The organism is Halobacillus halophilus, assembly GCF_020171985.1.
GTDB classification, from domain to species: Bacteria; Bacillota; Bacilli; order Bacillales; family Halobacillaceae; genus Halobacillus; species Halobacillus halophilus_A.
Genome location: NZ_JAIVAL010000009.1, coordinates 77,789 through 93,629 on the forward strand (window position 1 = coordinate 77,789; position 15,841 = coordinate 93,629).

Here is a 15,841-nt window from a genome sequence, read left to right on the forward strand (position 1 = left end):
TTTATGTCACCCCGCCTTGTTTCTGCATCTTATGGCAATAGCCCGTATCCGAACATTGGTAGAACTTCGTTCCCGTATGGCTGTCATAGATTTCATCGAGGAATACATTGTCGCTCCCACACAGGCGACAGGATTCTCCGTTGAATTCTTCTTCTTCGAATTGATAATCTTCGAATTGCAGCGGCTCGACATCTGTGTAGGGTGGGACCGCATAAATTTTTTTCTCCCGCCCGGCTCCGAACAAGTACAGTCCATCAGCCTGATGCAATTTAGGAACGTCGTATCTCGGGATCGGGCTAGGATTAAAAATATAGCGTCCGTGTACGATGCAAGGATAGTCCGCACCAATGGTTATTTCCCCGTATCGAACAATATCCTCATAAAGACGCACCCATATACTGCTGTACTCCTTTTCACCGTGAAGGCGTTCCGTCTCTGTTTCACGCGCTTCAACACGGCGCAGCGGCTCGGGTTCCGGCACCTGGAGGACAAGGATTTGATCGTCTCGAAGCTTTTCTTCTGGAATCCGGTGCCTAGTTTGAATGACGGAAGCCTCCGCTGTGTCTTCCGTTGTTTCGATACTGCTGCTCGTTTCCACAAGCTTTCTAATACTTACGGCGTTGACGCTGTCGTCGTGACCCTGATCAATCACTTTCAGGCAGTCTTCCTTCCCAAGTAAGGATAAGGTGAGCTGAAGACCTCCCGTCCCCCAGCCACGGCCGATTGGAAGTTCCCGGGAAGCAAAAGGAACCTGGTAACCGGGAATGGCTATTCCTTTTAATACGGAACGTCGAATTTCCCGTTTAGATCCCTCGTCAAGAAAAGCAAAATTATATTCTTCCATCGCAAAGCTAGGTTGTTTCTGCATATTCTTCCGCTCCTTTTCCTGACTGTTTTTGCTGAGCTTGACGAATACGGTCAAGCTTGGACTGAAAGGTAATGTAGTGTGGTAATTTTAGGTGGGATACAAATCCATATGACTCCACGCTGTCGATGTGAGTCAGTACATATTCCTCATCCTGGGATACTTGATCACCTGTCGTTTCCAGACTACGATCAAGGATCGACATAGCAATCCCTTTTACCTCGTTCTGACCAAGCGTCAATCCATAACCAATAGCAAACTGCAGATCTTCTTCGTCTTCATTCTCGTCAAATGAGTTAATACTTTCTACCTCTGTCATCATGACTTCTCCAAGATAAATTCCATCATCATCGTTTTCACCAAACGGATAAGGAATGGTAACTTCAGTGTAGCCGACTCGCAGTTCTCCTACGGTTGGGTGAATGACTCCAAACCCCCGCATACTGCTATACGCTAGTGACGTCATAGCCCCTGTTTCACCTCGGGCTAGAGTTTGAAGACGTGCTGATCTTGAAGCAGGGAACGTGAGTTTTTGACGAGTAATATCGCAGGGAACCACTTCTTCATCTTTTTTCGTGTTGGCGACAAGGCCCTGCTCCCTCAGGAGATCTACGATTTTTGGAAAAGTAATTCGCTCCTGCTCCTCTTCATCCACCAGCCCATAGTCTGTGGCAAACCGCTGAAGTGCCTCTTCATTTTCGTGGCGAAGGCTGAATTGAAGAAGACGGTGTGTATAATCGTTCGTCGGTCCAAGCATCTGCCCGCCCGGTATGTCTTTAAAAGAGGCTGATATTCGTCGGATGACTCTCATGGAAGAGGTATCTACTGCATGAGAATAAAAATGACGCGGAAGCGTAGAACGATAAGCTCTCATCAGAAAGGTTGCCTCAAGCGGATCTCCCTCTGCCTGCTTTAAAGCTATTGCTGCATATTCTGGCGCATACATACCGCCTTCTCCCATAATGCGATCAATCAGGAGCCGCATTTGCTTTTCAATCATTTGCGGATCTAGTAAACTTGTTATTTCACTTGTCCGGTAATATTTTGATAGTTTATCAGCCTGTTCAATGGCTTCCTGGCCACCCGTTACTGCTACATAACCCAATTCACTTCACCTTCTTTCTACTTTAGTTGTTCTAGGGATAGCTATCAGCTTTCCTGTTCTCGTAATGAGACATATATCAATTCCAAGAGGATACTCAACTGTCAGCTCGTCCCGGTGCTCCATCCACTTGTGGTTTATTCCTTCAATGTAAATGGATTTTTTGCTTTCTATTCCAGGTCCGGTCAAATCGTATGTTTTTGCAGACTCACTTCTTTCAAATCCATCAACGAGAAGAAATACCGTCGCACTCTGGTGGGGCTGATATAACGTTCCGGTCTTTAACTGCTTCATAAAAGGTAGAATTTGTTCTTGTTCCATAGATTCTACAAAATGGTAATCTGCCCGTTCACCACTTGCTGCTTTACTAAAGGTTTCCCAGTGAATGTACCTTCTTATTGCTTCAGCTTGTCCCGATTCAATTTGAAAAGTCGTTTCCTGATCCAATAACGTGAAGGCAATACCCATCATTGCTTTTGGAAACGCTGCAGGCGGCTGGGTGGACTCACAGAACTTTTGTACATCTGTTTGTGTACCCGGTCGGCTAAAAGCATCTACCATTTCACGGAAAATATGCTGGGAATCATGAACGGGATCGAACCCTGATATCATTGTATTAGTCATCATAATCCTCCATTGTGTCAAAGTTTACTTTCGTTCTTGCAGCTCTGACTGCTTCTCCCTGATGACGCTTGTGAATAGCTTCTTCCTCTTCCAACAGACGCGCTCCCCAGGATTCCGTTTCCTTTAATCGGACGTTAAGAGCAGCGTCAATAACAGCGAGATGATAGGCTTTTTCCGGGCGCTCTCCCATAATGACTCCTATTCCTTTTTTATCATCAATGGATACACCGCACTCAGTAACGAGTACTTCGCCCGCATAAAAAGGCTGGTTGGAAACAGAATCCTTGTTTTTCAGCATGACCAGACTCTTTTGGGGCTGCTTATCCAAATAAATCGCATGGTTCTTCTCAATTTCCTCTGCCATAGACTCGGCTAATTCATCTCTGCCTTCTACTAATATTCTGGTGAGGCGCTTCTTTTTCATAGATGATGACCTCCTCGAGTATTCATTTTCACAAACCTTATAGTTCAGAAGTTACCTGACATAGGTCCCCTCGATATTTTGCTTTTGTGTACTCCATTCGTCCGGCAATTTCATCCTTTACAATGCTCTCTATTTGTAAAAGGGGTGTACTTGGAGATATTTGTAAATATGACCCCTCATTTCCTGTTGGAACCACAGCCTGGAACGTAGAATTGATCCGCTTTGGCAGCACTTTGTAGTTCTTTTTTAAGATGTCATATAATGAAACAAAACTGGTCAAGTGCTTACTGATGTCTGGAAACATATCTGCCGGCAGCCACGTTTCATTCCAGGCAAGTGGAGTATCGTCTGCAAAACGAAGAAATTCAAAACGATAGACTTCGTCGTTCGCTGACAGGTGAAGAGCTTCCTGCACTTTTTTAGACGGAAGTCTCTTCTCTTGAGAGACAATGATCGCTGAAGGCTTCATACCAAGATTCTGAACCATAGATGAAAACTTGGTAAAAGGTGTAATCGTGTATTGCAGATCAAGCGGAGGTTCATTGACAAAATACCCCACTCCTTTTTTCCGACTGACCAATCCAATATCTGTCAGACGATCCATTGCCTTTCGAATGGTATAACGATTAGTATAGAATCTATGGCACATAGACGCTTCAGAAGGAAGGCGTTTGCCATCACTGTAAACCCCTCGTTCAATTTCAGTTTGAATTTCATCCGCGATCGACATGGACATTGATATATTACTGTTTTTAAGTTTCATCTCTGCACCTCCATGAAAGGATATCCCTTCTCTACACCCTACGGTAATAAATAGAGATGAAATCGGCATTAAGGTGTGTTAGATGTACTTAAAGATCATGTAAACCTGTACGATTGTTTTCTTAACATTTGGACCTATCATTCTAATAAATCCCGTTAAATTAAGTTTTCTACTTGTTGAACTTTTTTATAAATAGCTTAATGTCCACTGATATTTGTTTTGAAGCGAATCGCAATAACTTCCAGCAGCACAGCAAATGTTAAAATATAGTACGTAATCGCTCCTATTTCATTCAGGTCGAAATAAAAGGAACTCGCCATAAACATGTTATAACCGATACCCCCGGCCCCTGCGGCTGCACCCATGGCTACAGCAACTGAAAAATTAATCTCAAACCTCATAAAGGTCCAGGAAACTAAATAGGAAAGAGAGGAAGGAATGACGGCCTGCACAACAATCTGCCACCAGGAAGCACCACTTGCCCGCAGCGCTTCAATCACGCCTTCATCCAGCTCTTCAAAAGATTCGGAGTAGGCTTTAATCAAATAACCCGCTGAGTGGAAGGTCATCCCAATAACAGCGGCCACACTTCCAAGCCCGGCAGCTACCGCAAAAATTAATACCCAAAGCACAGTAGGAACGGCCCGGATAAAAGCCACAGAGCCTTTAATTACGTTCGAAACCCTTTTGTTAGATAAATTCTCTGCGGACAAAAGGCCGAATAACAGCCCTAGTGCTGCCCCAAACAAAGTCGTTAAAAAAGCAAGTCCCATAGTAATCAAGACCGCGTAAAAACCTTCCCAGAACGAAAAGTGATTCAACTGAGGCGTGGTAAACATAGTTTGAAAATTAGTCACGGTATCCACCAGGCCAGCCCAGAAATCAATCGTTTGAAAATTTATAGTTGCGAAACTCAGAACCGTAAGAATGGCCATAATAGCCAGTGTAATCCGCAGCACAAAAGTAGATTTTGAGAACGGTTTGATTTTGATGCGATTCGATTTACTATGCCGTAATATCGTGCTGGATTGCTGAATCGATTTGGCATCCATCATAAAACCACCCTTCGTACATAATTGGAAAGGTATTCGAGAATCAGAATGACGATGACAATCGTAATGACCACCAGACTGGCAGTATTATAATCAAGACTCTTATAATAAAGGTCGAAAACAAATCCAATTCCAGTACCCGTAAGAATTCCAACTAGTGTGGCACTTCTTATGTTCATTTCAACCATAAACAAGATCCAGCTCATCATCTGCGGGGTGCTGGAAGGCAGAATAGCCTGAATGATGATAGAAGGATAGCTTGCTCCGGTAGCACGCAAGGCTTCGATCGAATGCCCCCCTACTTCATCAAGTGTTTCAATAAACGCTCTAGTGAGAAAACCAAAGGATACAAAGAATAAAGCGAAATATCCCGTTAAGGCGCTCTGTCCGAAGGAAAAGAGTAAAATCAAAGCCCAGGCCGCCACATCAATATTACGGAACACGGTAGCCGTCCCCCGGCTCAACACACTCAGGAAATTGTTAACCTTCGTAACTTTAGATCCGAACAAGGAAAAAAACAGGGCGAACACAGCAGCTACTGTCGTTGCCGCTACTGAGGTTAATACAGTTCTCCCGAGCTGAATGAGAATACTCGGAAGATTATCCAACGAAGCAGCTGTCGGGTAAAAGCTTGACAGCCCCCAATGGATCGACTTCGGTATAGAAGAAAAACCTTTGATCACATCATATTGCGTAATAATCATGGCTCCATAAGTGAAAGCTGCTAAAATAGCTAGCATCAAAAGAGAGCTCAGACGTTTTTTCTTAAAAATATCAAATTGCATTTTGACCACCCAGCTTCACCATTAAATCGTTAGCTTCTGAACCATATATCGATTGAATGATCTCTTGGGTTACCTCTTTAGGGGAACCGTCGAAAACAATCTTCCCGCCGCTTACTCCAATAATTCTGTCTGAGTAGCTGAGAGCTACGTCCACCTGATGGAGGTTTACAAGTGCGGTGATCCCCATCGACCTTGAGATACTCTTTAAGTGGTCCATGATTCGCTTTGAGGCATTCGGGTCAAGAGAAGCGATCGGTTCGTCACACAATAGCATTTTGGGCTCTTGAATCAGAGCACGAGCAATTCCTACACGCTGCTTCTGTCCCCCTGATAACTGATCACATCGCTTATAAATTTGTTCACGAAGACCAAGCATCTCAAGCAGTTCAATGCCTCGTTCTTTTTCTTCTTCTTTATAAAGCCCCAGCATTCCAGCTACGGTTGATTTATAGCCAAGACGTCCGTGCAGAACATTCTCAATTACCGTCAATCTTTCGACTAAATTGTAATGCTGAAAAATCATACCGATATTGGTACGTAAACCACGAAGTTCTCGTTTATTCATCTGCTGGAGTATGGCATTATCGAAATGTATTTCCCCGTCTGTCGTATCCACCATTTGATTGATACAACGAAGGAGAGTTGATTTTCCTGCACCAGATGGGCCGATAACAGAAACAAACTCTCCTTCATTGACAGAGAAGCTAACGTCAGATAACGCCAACGTATCATGGCCATATTGCTTGGATACATGTTGGACATTTAATAACGTTGTCATAGTTAACTCCTTTTAATTTAGAATAATAGTTTAAAGGCAGTCTTTCTTATTTAGAAAGTTCACGGATCGGGTCAAACCAAGAATTGTCCACTTTTACAAAGCGTTCTTTCCCAGTGGTGAAGAACAATGCATTGTCACTGCTGTCTTCTGGTACAAAGATTTCTTTATTATTGGCCGTTTCATCGGATGTGAAAGCATCAACCAGCGTTTTCTGTGTATCTTCGCTCATTGTGTTAGTGTTCATGGCAAAAGGAGCATTTAGAACAGGAGTTACGGAGATCAGACCGAACTTCTCGCCCGCAAGCTGACTAAATGGTTCGGCTGCATCTTCCGCTACGCTGTACACAGCGCCCGGGCGGTTATGCTCACCTTCTACATTTTCTACATAGTTGCCTACACATACATCGCAGAATGCGGCTACTTCTGTTTTATCCGTAATCAGATTAACAGCAGAACCCTGGTGTGAACCGCCAAACTGTACTTGGCTGAAGAATTCGCCGCCTTTCAAAAGATCTTTCTGGGTTAGATCACTGTATTTATCCATTTCACTGAAGTGAGAAACAATTCCAGCAGAAGGAACTTTGAATCCGGACGTTGAACTTTGAGATACGAAGGAGAAACTTTTTCCTGCGATATTGTTAATAGAGAACTCTTCTCCATTTTTGTACTTGTTCATGTTGCCTTCCTTAACGGCTAGCCAGCTGTAATATTGAGCATCTTCCAGAGTACCGGATTCCCCGCTTGAAACAGCAAGAGGCTTCACATTTTCATTTTTTTTGTGTGCTTCAATATATCCTTGAGCGCCCATATAAGCTACATCTGCATTCCCATTAGCTATCGCTTCAATTGCGATAATATAATCAGTGGTTGTTTTGTGTTCGACTTTCTTCCCTGTTGCGTCTTCCACCATTTTACCGATACTCTGACGTGCTTCTTTCAAATCCCCGCCTGATTCATTTGGGTACCAGGCAATCGTTATTGTATCGTCACCAGATCCAGAACCAGAATTTGAATCAGACCCTGACGTACCCTCTCCACTAGTTTCAGAAGAAGCACACCCGACGAGTGTTAAAAACATAAGTGTCAAAACCGATAAGAACAATTTCTTCATTTTCGAATCCCCCATAAAATTAAATGATTATCCTCGACGAAAATCCAACTTTCGCTGGGACAATTCATACTATAGGGAAAGAAGGTCAATGAACTATTAAGAAAACACAGTTTTGTATTAAGAGTATATTGACTAGTTGTAAATTAAGAGCAGGTGCAAATACTAAACAGCAAAGATTCGAGAAAGAAGGAAAGAAGAGAACGTTTTCCTTTTTATGGATGACCTGAGGTGGTAAATAAAGGGATTTAATAAAAACTTGCTATTCTCATTTTAATTTTTTCGTTTAATTAAATACCTGCGGTGGTACCCGTATTATGTGAGGGGATAAGTGAATTAACAAATGTAAGCTATGCTGGGTGAGGTGATGATTGTTATGAGTACGGCCTTTTTAATCACGATCTTTATTATTGGTTTGGCAGGTTCCTTCCTATCTGGACTTGTTGGTATAGGAGGAGCTATTGTTAATTATCCAATGCTTCTCTATATCCCGCCCTTGCTTGGGTTTAGCGGATTCAGCGCCCATGAAGCGGCCGGCGTTGTAGCTGTCCAAGTATTAGCCGCTTCTTTTGGAGGGACTCTCGGTTATCGGAAGGGAAATCAACTCTATAAGCCGCTGATTTTATATATGGGAATGGCTGTTTTAATCGGCAGTCTGATCGGCGGCTTTGGAGCAAAGTATCTTTCCGAACACATCATCAACTTGATCTATGCTATATTAGCTTTGATAGCAGTCGTTATGATGTTCATCCCTGCCAAGGCCAGTAACGAGCAGTCGGAAGATATCTCATTCAATAAATGGATTGCTTCTGGTTCTTCCTTTATTGTCGGAATAGGTGCCGGTATTGTAGGAGCAGGCGGAGCGTTCTTACTTGTCCCTATCATGCTCGTTGTGCTTCGAATACCGACGCGAATCACGATTGCTTCTTCCTTGGCCATAACATTCATTTCCTCAGTAGGATCGGTAACAGGTAAGCTTTTTTCTGGAGATGTTCCACTCTTGCCTGCAGCCGTCATTGCCATTGCAAGTATCCTCACCTCCCAGCTTGGAGCTAAAGCAGGACAAAACACGAACACAAAAGTACTGCAATGGATTTTAGCAATATTAATTGCAGGCACAGCTATTAAAGTATGGTCAGATATTTTATTCTAACGATTTTAAATTGGAGGGGTAATTATGGCATTACAACCATTAACAGCAAAACAATTGGCACAAAAAATTCTCTCAAATAATGAAGTATTCATTCTTGATATTAGGAAAGAAGAAGATTTCAATGATTGGGCCATTGAAGGCGAGAATGTCAGCAGTCTTAACGTCCCTTATAAACAGCTGGAGAAAGATCCATCTTCTGTAAAAGAGCAACTTCCTGAGGACCAGACCATCTATGTAGTTTGCGCAAAAGGAATTTCTTCCCAAAAAGGTGTGGAAATGCTGGAAGAGGCTGGAGTCACGAATGTCACCTACGTGGAAGGTGGTATGACGGCCTGGAGCGAACATTTAGAACCTATGAAAATTGGGGATCTTTCTGAAGGAGGCGAACTTTATCAATTCCTTCGCCTTGGTAAAGGCTGCCTGTCCTACATGGTTATTTCCAATGGGGAAGCAGCCATAGTGGATGCTGTCCGTATGACAGACGTTTATAAGAATTTTGCGGATGAAAAAGGTGTATCGATTAAATATGTACTGGACACCCATCTACATGCCGACCACATCTCAGGCGGAAAATCATTAGCTGATCAAACAAAAGCCGATTATTACTTCCCGCCTAAAGATGACGAAGGATTAACGTTCAATTATAATAAACTCGAAGACGGGACCGAGATTACCGTGGGCGGTACGGCTAAAATCTCTGCCTTTTATTCACCAGGTCACACGATTGGAAGTACAAGCTTTATTGTAGATAATCAGTACTTGCTCACAGGTGATATTCTGTTCTTAGACTCTATCGGCCGTCCGGATCTGGCTGGAAAAGCCGATGACTGGGTGGACGACCTGCGTAAAACACTTTATGATCGTTATCAGCTTCTCTCTCAGGACTTAACGGTACTGCCGGCTCACTTCGGTGCTATGAAGGAAATCAATCAAAACGGCACCGTTCAGGCGAAGCTTGCCGAGCTATATGAGCATAATGACCGTTTAAATGTAGAAGACGAGGAGGAGTTCAGACACCTCGTTACGGATGGTCTGCCTCCACAGCCCAATAGTCATGAAGAAATCCGCCAAATAAATATGGGTCAAAAAGATCCCGATCAGGACGAAAAACGCGAAATGGAAGTTGGTCCAAACCGCTGTGCAGTATAATTGGAGACATTGACTGCCACAGCGGTGCAACTTGAAAAAGATAGTGACGCTGCTAAGTCAAATACTAAAAAAGCTGGAGCAGAAGGTACTCCCTTCTGCTCCAGCTTTTTTAACTGCAATTATGCTTTAACCCAATTTGGTGTGAGTTCAACGTCTGCTGCTTCTAGTGTGGTATATACAGGGCAGCGGGAGTCTACCGTTTCCTGTAATTCTTTCACGCGCTCTTCTGATTCACTCGTGTGCACTGTAGCATTTACCGTAACTTTCTGGAAGTAAGGACGTACACCTTTTTCCCCCATCATTCCGCGGGAATCCAATTCTCCATTGATCTCAAAATCAATGCCCTGAAGATCAAAATCCATTTCCTTAGCCACAAAGTTGGCTACGGCATTCTCACAGCCAGCCAGGGAAGCAAGCAATGTCTCAAGAGGATTGGCCCCTTCGTCGCTTCCACCCATTTTTGCCGGCTCATCAATTACGATATGGTGATCGCGAGCTGTACTTTTCGTGTTCATGCCTTTTGCCACTGCTGATATTTTTTCATTCATTCTAGCCAATTGAATCATTCTCCTTTATCTAGGTAGTTTAATCGAATCATAGCAATAATATCTTTTAAGATGGAAATGTCCTGATAATTTTTCATTAACAAAATTCCACCTTCAATTTGAGCAACCACAACACGAGCATGCTGTAAAGCCTGATCTTCACCACGTAAATCTTTCATTACGTGAGCAAGTTGATTAATCCATTGATCGATCAGATTATTGATCTTAAGACGAAACTCTTCATCATGTTCACTCATTTCAATAGCCAGGTTTCCAAAGGGGCATCCACTGAGTGCTTGAGCGCTCGCATGATAATTCACCGCCCATTCCAACATGTTATCCATCTTCTTTTCTGCAGAAAAAGAAGAGTGGAAAACGCCTTGAATTAATTCCCGATCCCACATGTCAGCGTAATAATCCACAATTGTTAAACCTAACTCTCTTTTTGAAGAGAAATAGTGATAGAACTGACCTTTTCCTATATCGGAAGCCTGCATAATATCACTCAACTTTGTAGCCTCATACCCTTTTGTGTGGATTAACTCAGCTGCAGCGCTAATGATTTCTCTCTTCTTTTCACTCACAATATCACCCAATCTGTATGATTATACCTTCTGGCCGCTACAGAAACACGACCGTATATCTTATTCCTTCTATTAGGAAGTAACATATAAGCAGCCATTTGTTAGGTGAATTGCCCTGACGTTCAAATCACTTATCTGTATTCCCCAATACGATAAAATCTCAAAACCAACCGGTTGGTACAAAACAACTATAACATTCAGGTATTTTGAATTCAAAAAGAATAGACGATCATATAATTCTGCTTACGATATTCACTATCTCAAGCAGAAGCACAGTCCCTATTGTTTTTTACTCAAGCGAGATAAGTAAGGATAAAACTAGCAGGAGTATCATTCGTATATGAATAGAAAGCACATTCAATACTCAACCAATCGAATGTGCTTTTATACCTTTAATTGTATAGTAGAATGAGCATCAGCCTTCCCGGATTCATCTTCATCGCTTATGAAAACAAACGAGAGCTATTTGAAATAAAGATTTGCGCCAGCTGTTCTTCCTTTACCGCATCTTTTTCTTTAAGCTCTGGCAATACTCGTTTAAATAAGTGATCAGGCTGCCAGTTCTGAAGTAAATTCACAAGCTGGTCAGGTAAAACAGGAGGACGTCCCCACCATATATTGACCGTATCATGGGAAAGGAACAATTGCTTTTCATAACCTAAAGCAAGCAAACCTGCGAGGACAGCTTTCCTCTCTTCATCCATAGGTGCTCCTACAATCCCCTGTAATCCCCATCGGTCCATCGCCATATAAACTCCCTGATTGAGTACCTGTAAGTGCTGATTGATATCGGTGGCTCCACACATATGGCCAATCACAACTTTTGAAGGATCCGCCCCCTCTTCGATTAGAAAAGCTGCCTGCTCAGGCCCCATTGTTCCCTCCTGAGTATGTGTTAAAAGAACAATACCTGTCTCTTTCTGCGCTCTTACCGCTGCTCGAAAAAACATACTTTCATAAGATGTAATTTCGTTTTTGCTGGAGGCAAGTTTAATAATCCCAGGTTTAATACCTGTGCCTTCAATTCCATGCGTAATCTCTTCCATGAACATTTCATAAATTTCTTCTTCTGCTGTTCCCAGCTGCTGGCGGAACTTAAAATATGGGGTTGCTCCTTCTCCTTCATAATAAAAGCCGGTTGCACAAATAATATTCAGGCCGGTTGCTTCCGAAACAGCTTGAAGCAGCCGAACGTCACGTCCACACTCATTAGGTGTGGGGTCCACCACTGTTTCCACGCCCTGCTGCTGGATCATTTCAGCAATTTGTATGCCCTGCTGCTTTTTCTCTTCAAAGTCAAACCCTCCGAGTGTCATATCACCCTGAAACCCTGGATAACCGAAATAGAAATGTTCATGAATCAATGTTTTTCCTAACTTCTCTGTGTCCACCGGGCCAAGTACAGTTTCTACCATTCCCATGTAATCATCCACCTCCGGAATTTGTTCATATACTAACTGGATAGTATGTAGTTAGCTAATATAAAAACCATTTCTTTTTTTATAGTGAAACGGCTTCAATACATTTACTATATCTATAGTTTTCTGAAAATTCAATGGATTGTTAATAGAATTCGTTTACAGGAACGTGCCCTATTAAAAAACAAAGCAATGTCAAAAGTTATTGGTAGTCTTTTATCAAAGACGTATCGCCCCTGCGTCGTGCAGGACAGAAAAGTGAAATCGTCCCCCGCAGAACCAAATCCTCATAAAAGTCTCAAAATCAAGCCTTCAACAAACGGAAGCTTAACTGTAATAAAATTAATATGGAGATTAATGAGACAAAACGCAAAAAAAGAGACTCCCGATAAAGGAAGTCTCTTCATAGTTTTTATACAAAGATGCTCAAGATCAATGCAACACCAAATCCTACAAGACCGATAATCGTTTCCATAACCGTCCAGGATTGAAGTGTTTCTTTTTCAGTCAGCCCGAAATAACGGTTGACGAGCCAGAAACCAGAATCGTTAACGTGAGAAACCACGGTAGCACCGGATGCAATAGCAATAACCAGTAAGCCGAGCATAGGTTCACTTACATCAAAGCTATCAAGTAGTGGAGAAACAAGTCCAGCCGCTGTAATCATAGAAACGGTAGCAGAACCTTGTGCGACACGTACAACTGTAGCTGTAAGGAAAGCAAATACAAGGATTGGCATCTGCGTCTGCTCCATGGCATTGGCAAGAATATCTCCAATTCCAGATTGAATGAGCATTTCACCAAATACGCCACCGGCACCAGTTACCAGGATAATAATACCGGCCGGTTCAAGAGCTTTTGTCGTAATTTCCTGCACTTGTTCCTTAGAATAACCACGTTTAATTCCGAAAATGTAGAACGTAAGTAACGCCGCTATCGTTAAGGCAACAAATGGGTGACCCAAGAATGTAAGAATGCTCTGTGCCGTACTTCCATCAGCCAGTACTAGATCTGACAACGTATTAACTAGAATTAATACAAGAGGAAGGGTAATGATCGCTACAACGCTTCCGAAGCTAGGAAGGTTCTTTTGATCGTAATCCACATTTTTTACTTGTTCAAGCATGTAGTCCGGAACTCCAACGTGAATCTTATTGGAAATATACTTACCGAAAACAGGTCCTGCAAGAATCATAGCCGGAATACCAGCCAGGAAACCGAATAGGATGACCCAGCCCAGGTCTGCATCAAGCAAGGAAGCTACGGCGATCGGACCAGGAGTCGGCGGGATGAAACTATGCGTAACTGCAAGCCCCGCAAGTAATGGAATACCGAAGTACAATAAAGATTTCTTCGTACGCTGTGTCAAACTATAAAGCATTGGAACTAAGATAACGAGCGCAACATCAAGGAAAACCGGAATCGATACGATAAAACCAGTTAAGCCAAGGGCCCAGCTAATGTTCTTCTCTCCAAATTTATCAATTAACGTAAGAGCTAGTCGTTCCGCTCCCCCTGAAACACGAAGGATCTCACCAAACATGGCACCCAGACCGATAATCACGGCTACGTACCCCAGGGTACCTCCCATTCCATCTTCAATCGTTGTAATAATATCTCCAGGCTTCATCCCTACGGCCAAACCAACTAAAATACTGACAGTAAGCAATGCTACAAAGGCTTGAAGCTTGGTTTTCATAACTAAGAATAATAAGGCCACAACCGCTAATACGGCTACAATCACTAACCCCGCTGTCGATTCCATTATAATCTTCTCCTCTCTTTAATTAATCATTATTGATTATGTTCCATCAGCTCACGCTGAACGTCTGAAATAGCACTGAATTCATCTGGAAGTTTCCGGGCTAATCTTAAATAAATTGGTTTCAATAGGCGATACGTGTGAACATTCTCTTCAATCGGTGTGTGCTTCACTGTCGTTTGAAGTATGTTCTGGATACTTGAGAGATCATCAATCCAGTTTAAAGACTTCATCGCAAGCCAAGCGGCTCCTAAGCATGATCCCTGATGACTCTCTGGAATAATCATGTCCGTTTCAAACATGTCCGTCATGATTTGGCGCCACAATTCAGAGCGTGCAAACCCACCGCCTGCGCGGTATTCTACCGGTTCCACACCGGCTTCTGTCAGCGCCAGGGCTACAGAATACATTTGGAACATGACGCCTTCAAGAACACTGCGAATCATATGGTCTCTTCCATGATCAAGCGTCAATCCGAAGAAAACACCTTTCGTGTCTGCGTCCCAGAACGGAGCGCGCTCTCCTGTTAAATAAGGTAAGAACAACAATCCGCCTGACCCGGCACTCACACTGGAAGCGCGTCTTGTTAATTCATCGTAAGCACTCTCACCATTGGCGGCTGCTTTTTCCTGTAAATCCGGGAACAATTGGTCGCGTACCCAGCGGAATGAAATCCCCCCGTTATTAATCGGTCCGCCAATAACCCATTGATCTTCTGTAAGCGCGTAGCAGAACGTTCTGCCCTTGGGGTCAACAGCTGGCTCAGACACCACTGTTCGAATTGCTCCGCTTGTTCCTACCGTACAGGCGATTGAGCCTGGCGTAATCGCCCCAACCCCTATATTAGCGAGTACTCCATCACTTGCACCGATTACAAAAGGTGTTTCTGAGTCAAGGCCTAATGCTTCCGCATCTTTACTGGAAAGTCCGCGAATAATTTCTGTCGTAGGAACAGGTTCAGAGAGCTGCTCTGCTGACACTCCTGCTGTTTCCAGCGCTTCTTCATCCCAAGTCATTTCCTTTAAGTTAAAGAGCCCTGTTGCTGAAGCAATGGAATGATCGACAACGAAACGGTTAAATAACTTGTAGAAAACATATTCCTTAAGGGAAATCCATTTATATGTCTTAGAAAACAGTTCAGGTTCATGCCGTTTCATCCAAACCAATTTTGTAAGTGGAGACATCGGGTGAACCGGAGTTCCCGTGCGCAAGTAAATGTCATGTCCTCTGCCTGCTTTCAGTTCTTCCGCTTCTTTAACTGAACGCTGATCAGCCCATGTAAGAGCGTTAGTCAGCAAACGCCCATCTTTGTCTACAGCCAAAAGGCTGTGCATAGCTGCGCTGAAACTGACAGCTGCAATCTCTCTGCCTTTTTGCTTAACCGTGCTTGAAACCTCTGTCAGTGTATAAGTAACAGCCTCATAGATTTCATCGGGATCCTGTTCTTTGCGATCCGCTTCAGGAGAATAGAGAGGATACTCTTTTTCTACCTCCGCATATATACGACCTTCCTGATCGTAAGCTAATGTTTTCGTACTGGTTGTACCAATATCGATGGCGACAATAAGTTCTCTTTTCATATCATTTTCCTCCACGACCTATGCTAGATTGATAAGTTAAACGGTAACCGCTTTCAATTCGCAGAAAAAAATATCTTTTTAAAGCTGAATTTGCTAACGAAATTTTTTTCTTTCACTAATGATTATACATAAAATTTTTTTCAATTCAA

At 43.0% G+C, this 15,841-nt stretch carries 16 protein-coding genes; 2 read left to right on the top strand and 14 right to left on the bottom strand.

The annotated features are described in order from the left end of the window. Position 1: 1 nt before the first annotated feature. From LCM11_RS14610 to phnD, 9 genes are all read right to left on the bottom strand, one after another. Complete coding sequence (locus LCM11_RS14610; RefSeq protein ID WP_224895011.1) at positions 2 to 868, bottom strand: alpha-D-ribose 1-methylphosphonate 5-phosphate C-P-lyase PhnJ; 867 nt, start codon at positions 866 to 868, stop codon at positions 2 to 4. After that, the gene (locus LCM11_RS14615) at positions 852 to 1,970 is read right to left on the bottom strand and encodes a carbon-phosphorus lyase complex subunit PhnI (protein WP_224895012.1); all 1,119 of its coding nucleotides are present in this window, start codon (positions 1,968 to 1,970) and stop codon (positions 852 to 854) included. Before LCM11_RS14615 ends, LCM11_RS14610 begins: the two co-directional genes overlap by 17 nt. A gap of 6 nt (positions 1,971 to 1,976) precedes the next feature. Further along, entirely contained in the window at positions 1,977 to 2,591 is a 615-nt protein-coding gene (phnH, locus tag LCM11_RS14620; protein ID WP_224895013.1) for a phosphonate C-P lyase system protein PhnH, read from the bottom strand. Next, on the bottom strand, positions 2,584 to 3,015 hold the full coding sequence (gene phnG, locus LCM11_RS14625) for a phosphonate C-P lyase system protein PhnG (protein WP_224895014.1): 432 nt from the start codon (positions 3,013 to 3,015) through the stop codon (positions 2,584 to 2,586). Before phnG ends, phnH begins: the two co-directional genes overlap by 8 nt. A 37-nt stretch (positions 3,016 to 3,052) precedes the next feature. Continuing rightward, on the bottom strand, positions 3,053 to 3,778 hold the full coding sequence (locus LCM11_RS14630) for a GntR family transcriptional regulator (protein WP_224895015.1): 726 nt from the start codon (positions 3,776 to 3,778) through the stop codon (positions 3,053 to 3,055). Positions 3,779 to 3,975: 197 nt separating this feature from the next. Further along, complete coding sequence (locus LCM11_RS14635) at positions 3,976 to 4,830, bottom strand: PhnE/PtxC family ABC transporter permease (protein ID WP_224895016.1); 855 nt, start codon at positions 4,828 to 4,830, stop codon at positions 3,976 to 3,978. Beyond that, a complete protein-coding gene (locus tag LCM11_RS14640) occupies positions 4,830 to 5,615 on the bottom strand; it encodes a PhnE/PtxC family ABC transporter permease (RefSeq protein ID WP_224895017.1) in 786 nt (261 codons plus the stop codon). The genes LCM11_RS14635 and LCM11_RS14640 overlap by 1 nt, the downstream gene beginning before the upstream one ends. After that, on the bottom strand, positions 5,605 to 6,393 hold the full coding sequence (phnC, locus tag LCM11_RS14645; RefSeq protein ID WP_224895018.1) for a phosphonate ABC transporter ATP-binding protein: 789 nt from the start codon (positions 6,391 to 6,393) through the stop codon (positions 5,605 to 5,607). Before phnC ends, LCM11_RS14640 begins: the two co-directional genes overlap by 11 nt. Before the next feature lie 46 nt (positions 6,394 to 6,439). Beyond that, positions 6,440 to 7,504: a phosphate/phosphite/phosphonate ABC transporter substrate-binding protein gene (phnD, locus tag LCM11_RS14650; protein ID WP_224895019.1), complete on the bottom strand. Its 1,065-nt coding sequence runs from the start codon at positions 7,502 to 7,504 to the stop codon at positions 6,440 to 6,442. A gap of 373 nt (positions 7,505 to 7,877) precedes the next feature. On the opposite strand from phnD, the gene LCM11_RS14655 reads away from it, so the two are divergent. Next, a complete protein-coding gene (locus tag LCM11_RS14655; protein WP_224895020.1) occupies positions 7,878 to 8,654 on the top strand; it encodes a sulfite exporter TauE/SafE family protein in 777 nt (258 codons plus the stop codon). A 24-nt stretch (positions 8,655 to 8,678) separates the two neighbouring features. After that, positions 8,679 to 9,803 (top strand): MBL fold metallo-hydrolase, encoded by a 1,125-nt coding sequence (locus LCM11_RS14660; RefSeq protein WP_224895021.1) that lies wholly within the window; start codon positions 8,679 to 8,681, stop codon positions 9,801 to 9,803. 119 nt (positions 9,804 to 9,922) lie between these two features. Here the strand turns inward: LCM11_RS14660 and LCM11_RS14665 are convergent, their stop codons facing one another. The 5 genes from LCM11_RS14665 to gntK form a co-directional block, all read right to left on the bottom strand. Then, positions 9,923 to 10,369 (bottom strand): OsmC family protein, encoded by a 447-nt coding sequence (locus tag LCM11_RS14665; protein ID WP_412098152.1) that lies wholly within the window; start codon positions 10,367 to 10,369, stop codon positions 9,923 to 9,925. Then, positions 10,366 to 10,932, bottom strand: a complete 567-nt coding sequence (locus LCM11_RS14670; RefSeq protein ID WP_224895023.1) for a TetR/AcrR family transcriptional regulator — start codon at positions 10,930 to 10,932, stop codon at positions 10,366 to 10,368. Before LCM11_RS14670 ends, LCM11_RS14665 begins: the two co-directional genes overlap by 4 nt. 443 nt (positions 10,933 to 11,375) lie before the next feature. Beyond that, positions 11,376 to 12,353, bottom strand: coding sequence for a phosphotriesterase (locus LCM11_RS14675; protein ID WP_224895024.1), 978 nt, complete (start codon positions 12,351 to 12,353; stop codon positions 11,376 to 11,378). Positions 12,354 to 12,762: 409 nt separating this feature from the next. Then, entirely contained in the window at positions 12,763 to 14,115 is a 1,353-nt protein-coding gene (locus LCM11_RS14680; protein WP_224895025.1) for a GntP family permease, read from the bottom strand. 29 nt (positions 14,116 to 14,144) lie between these two features. After that, positions 14,145 to 15,692: a gluconokinase gene (gene gntK, locus LCM11_RS14685; protein ID WP_224895026.1), complete on the bottom strand. Its 1,548-nt coding sequence runs from the start codon at positions 15,690 to 15,692 to the stop codon at positions 14,145 to 14,147. Positions 15,693 to 15,841: the final 149 nt, after the last annotated feature.

Coding starts and splice junctions, on each gene's coding strand:
- LCM11_RS14610 (WP_224895011.1), bottom strand. CDS start 868: ATGCAGAAACAACCTAGCTTTGCGATGGAAGAATATAATTTTGCTTTT.
- phnH (WP_224895013.1), bottom strand. CDS start 2,591: ATGACTAATACAATGATATCAGGGTTCGATCCCGTTCATGATTCCCAG.
- phnG (WP_224895014.1), bottom strand. CDS start 3,015: ATGAAAAAGAAGCGCCTCACCAGAATATTAGTAGAAGGCAGAGATGAA.
- LCM11_RS14630 (WP_224895015.1), bottom strand. CDS start 3,778: ATGAAACTTAAAAACAGTAATATATCAATGTCCATGTCGATCGCGGAT.
- LCM11_RS14635 (WP_224895016.1), bottom strand. CDS start 4,830: ATGGATGCCAAATCGATTCAGCAATCCAGCACGATATTACGGCATAGT.
- LCM11_RS14640 (WP_224895017.1), bottom strand. CDS start 5,615: ATGCAATTTGATATTTTTAAGAAAAAACGTCTGAGCTCTCTTTTGATG.
- phnC (WP_224895018.1), bottom strand. CDS start 6,393: ATGACAACGTTATTAAATGTCCAACATGTATCCAAGCAATATGGCCAT.
- phnD (WP_224895019.1), bottom strand. CDS start 7,504: ATGAAGAAATTGTTCTTATCGGTTTTGACACTTATGTTTTTAACACTC.
- LCM11_RS14655 (WP_224895020.1), top strand. CDS start 7,878: ATGAGTACGGCCTTTTTAATCACGATCTTTATTATTGGTTTGGCAGGT.
- LCM11_RS14660 (WP_224895021.1), top strand. CDS start 8,679: ATGGCATTACAACCATTAACAGCAAAACAATTGGCACAAAAAATTCTC.
- LCM11_RS14665 (WP_412098152.1), bottom strand. CDS start 10,369: ATGATTCAATTGGCTAGAATGAATGAAAAAATATCAGCAGTGGCAAAA.
- LCM11_RS14675 (WP_224895024.1), bottom strand. CDS start 12,353: ATGGGAATGGTAGAAACTGTACTTGGCCCGGTGGACACAGAGAAGTTA.
- LCM11_RS14680 (WP_224895025.1), bottom strand. CDS start 14,115: ATGGAATCGACAGCGGGGTTAGTGATTGTAGCCGTATTAGCGGTTGTG.
- gntK (WP_224895026.1), bottom strand. CDS start 15,692: ATGAAAAGAGAACTTATTGTCGCCATCGATATTGGTACAACCAGTACG.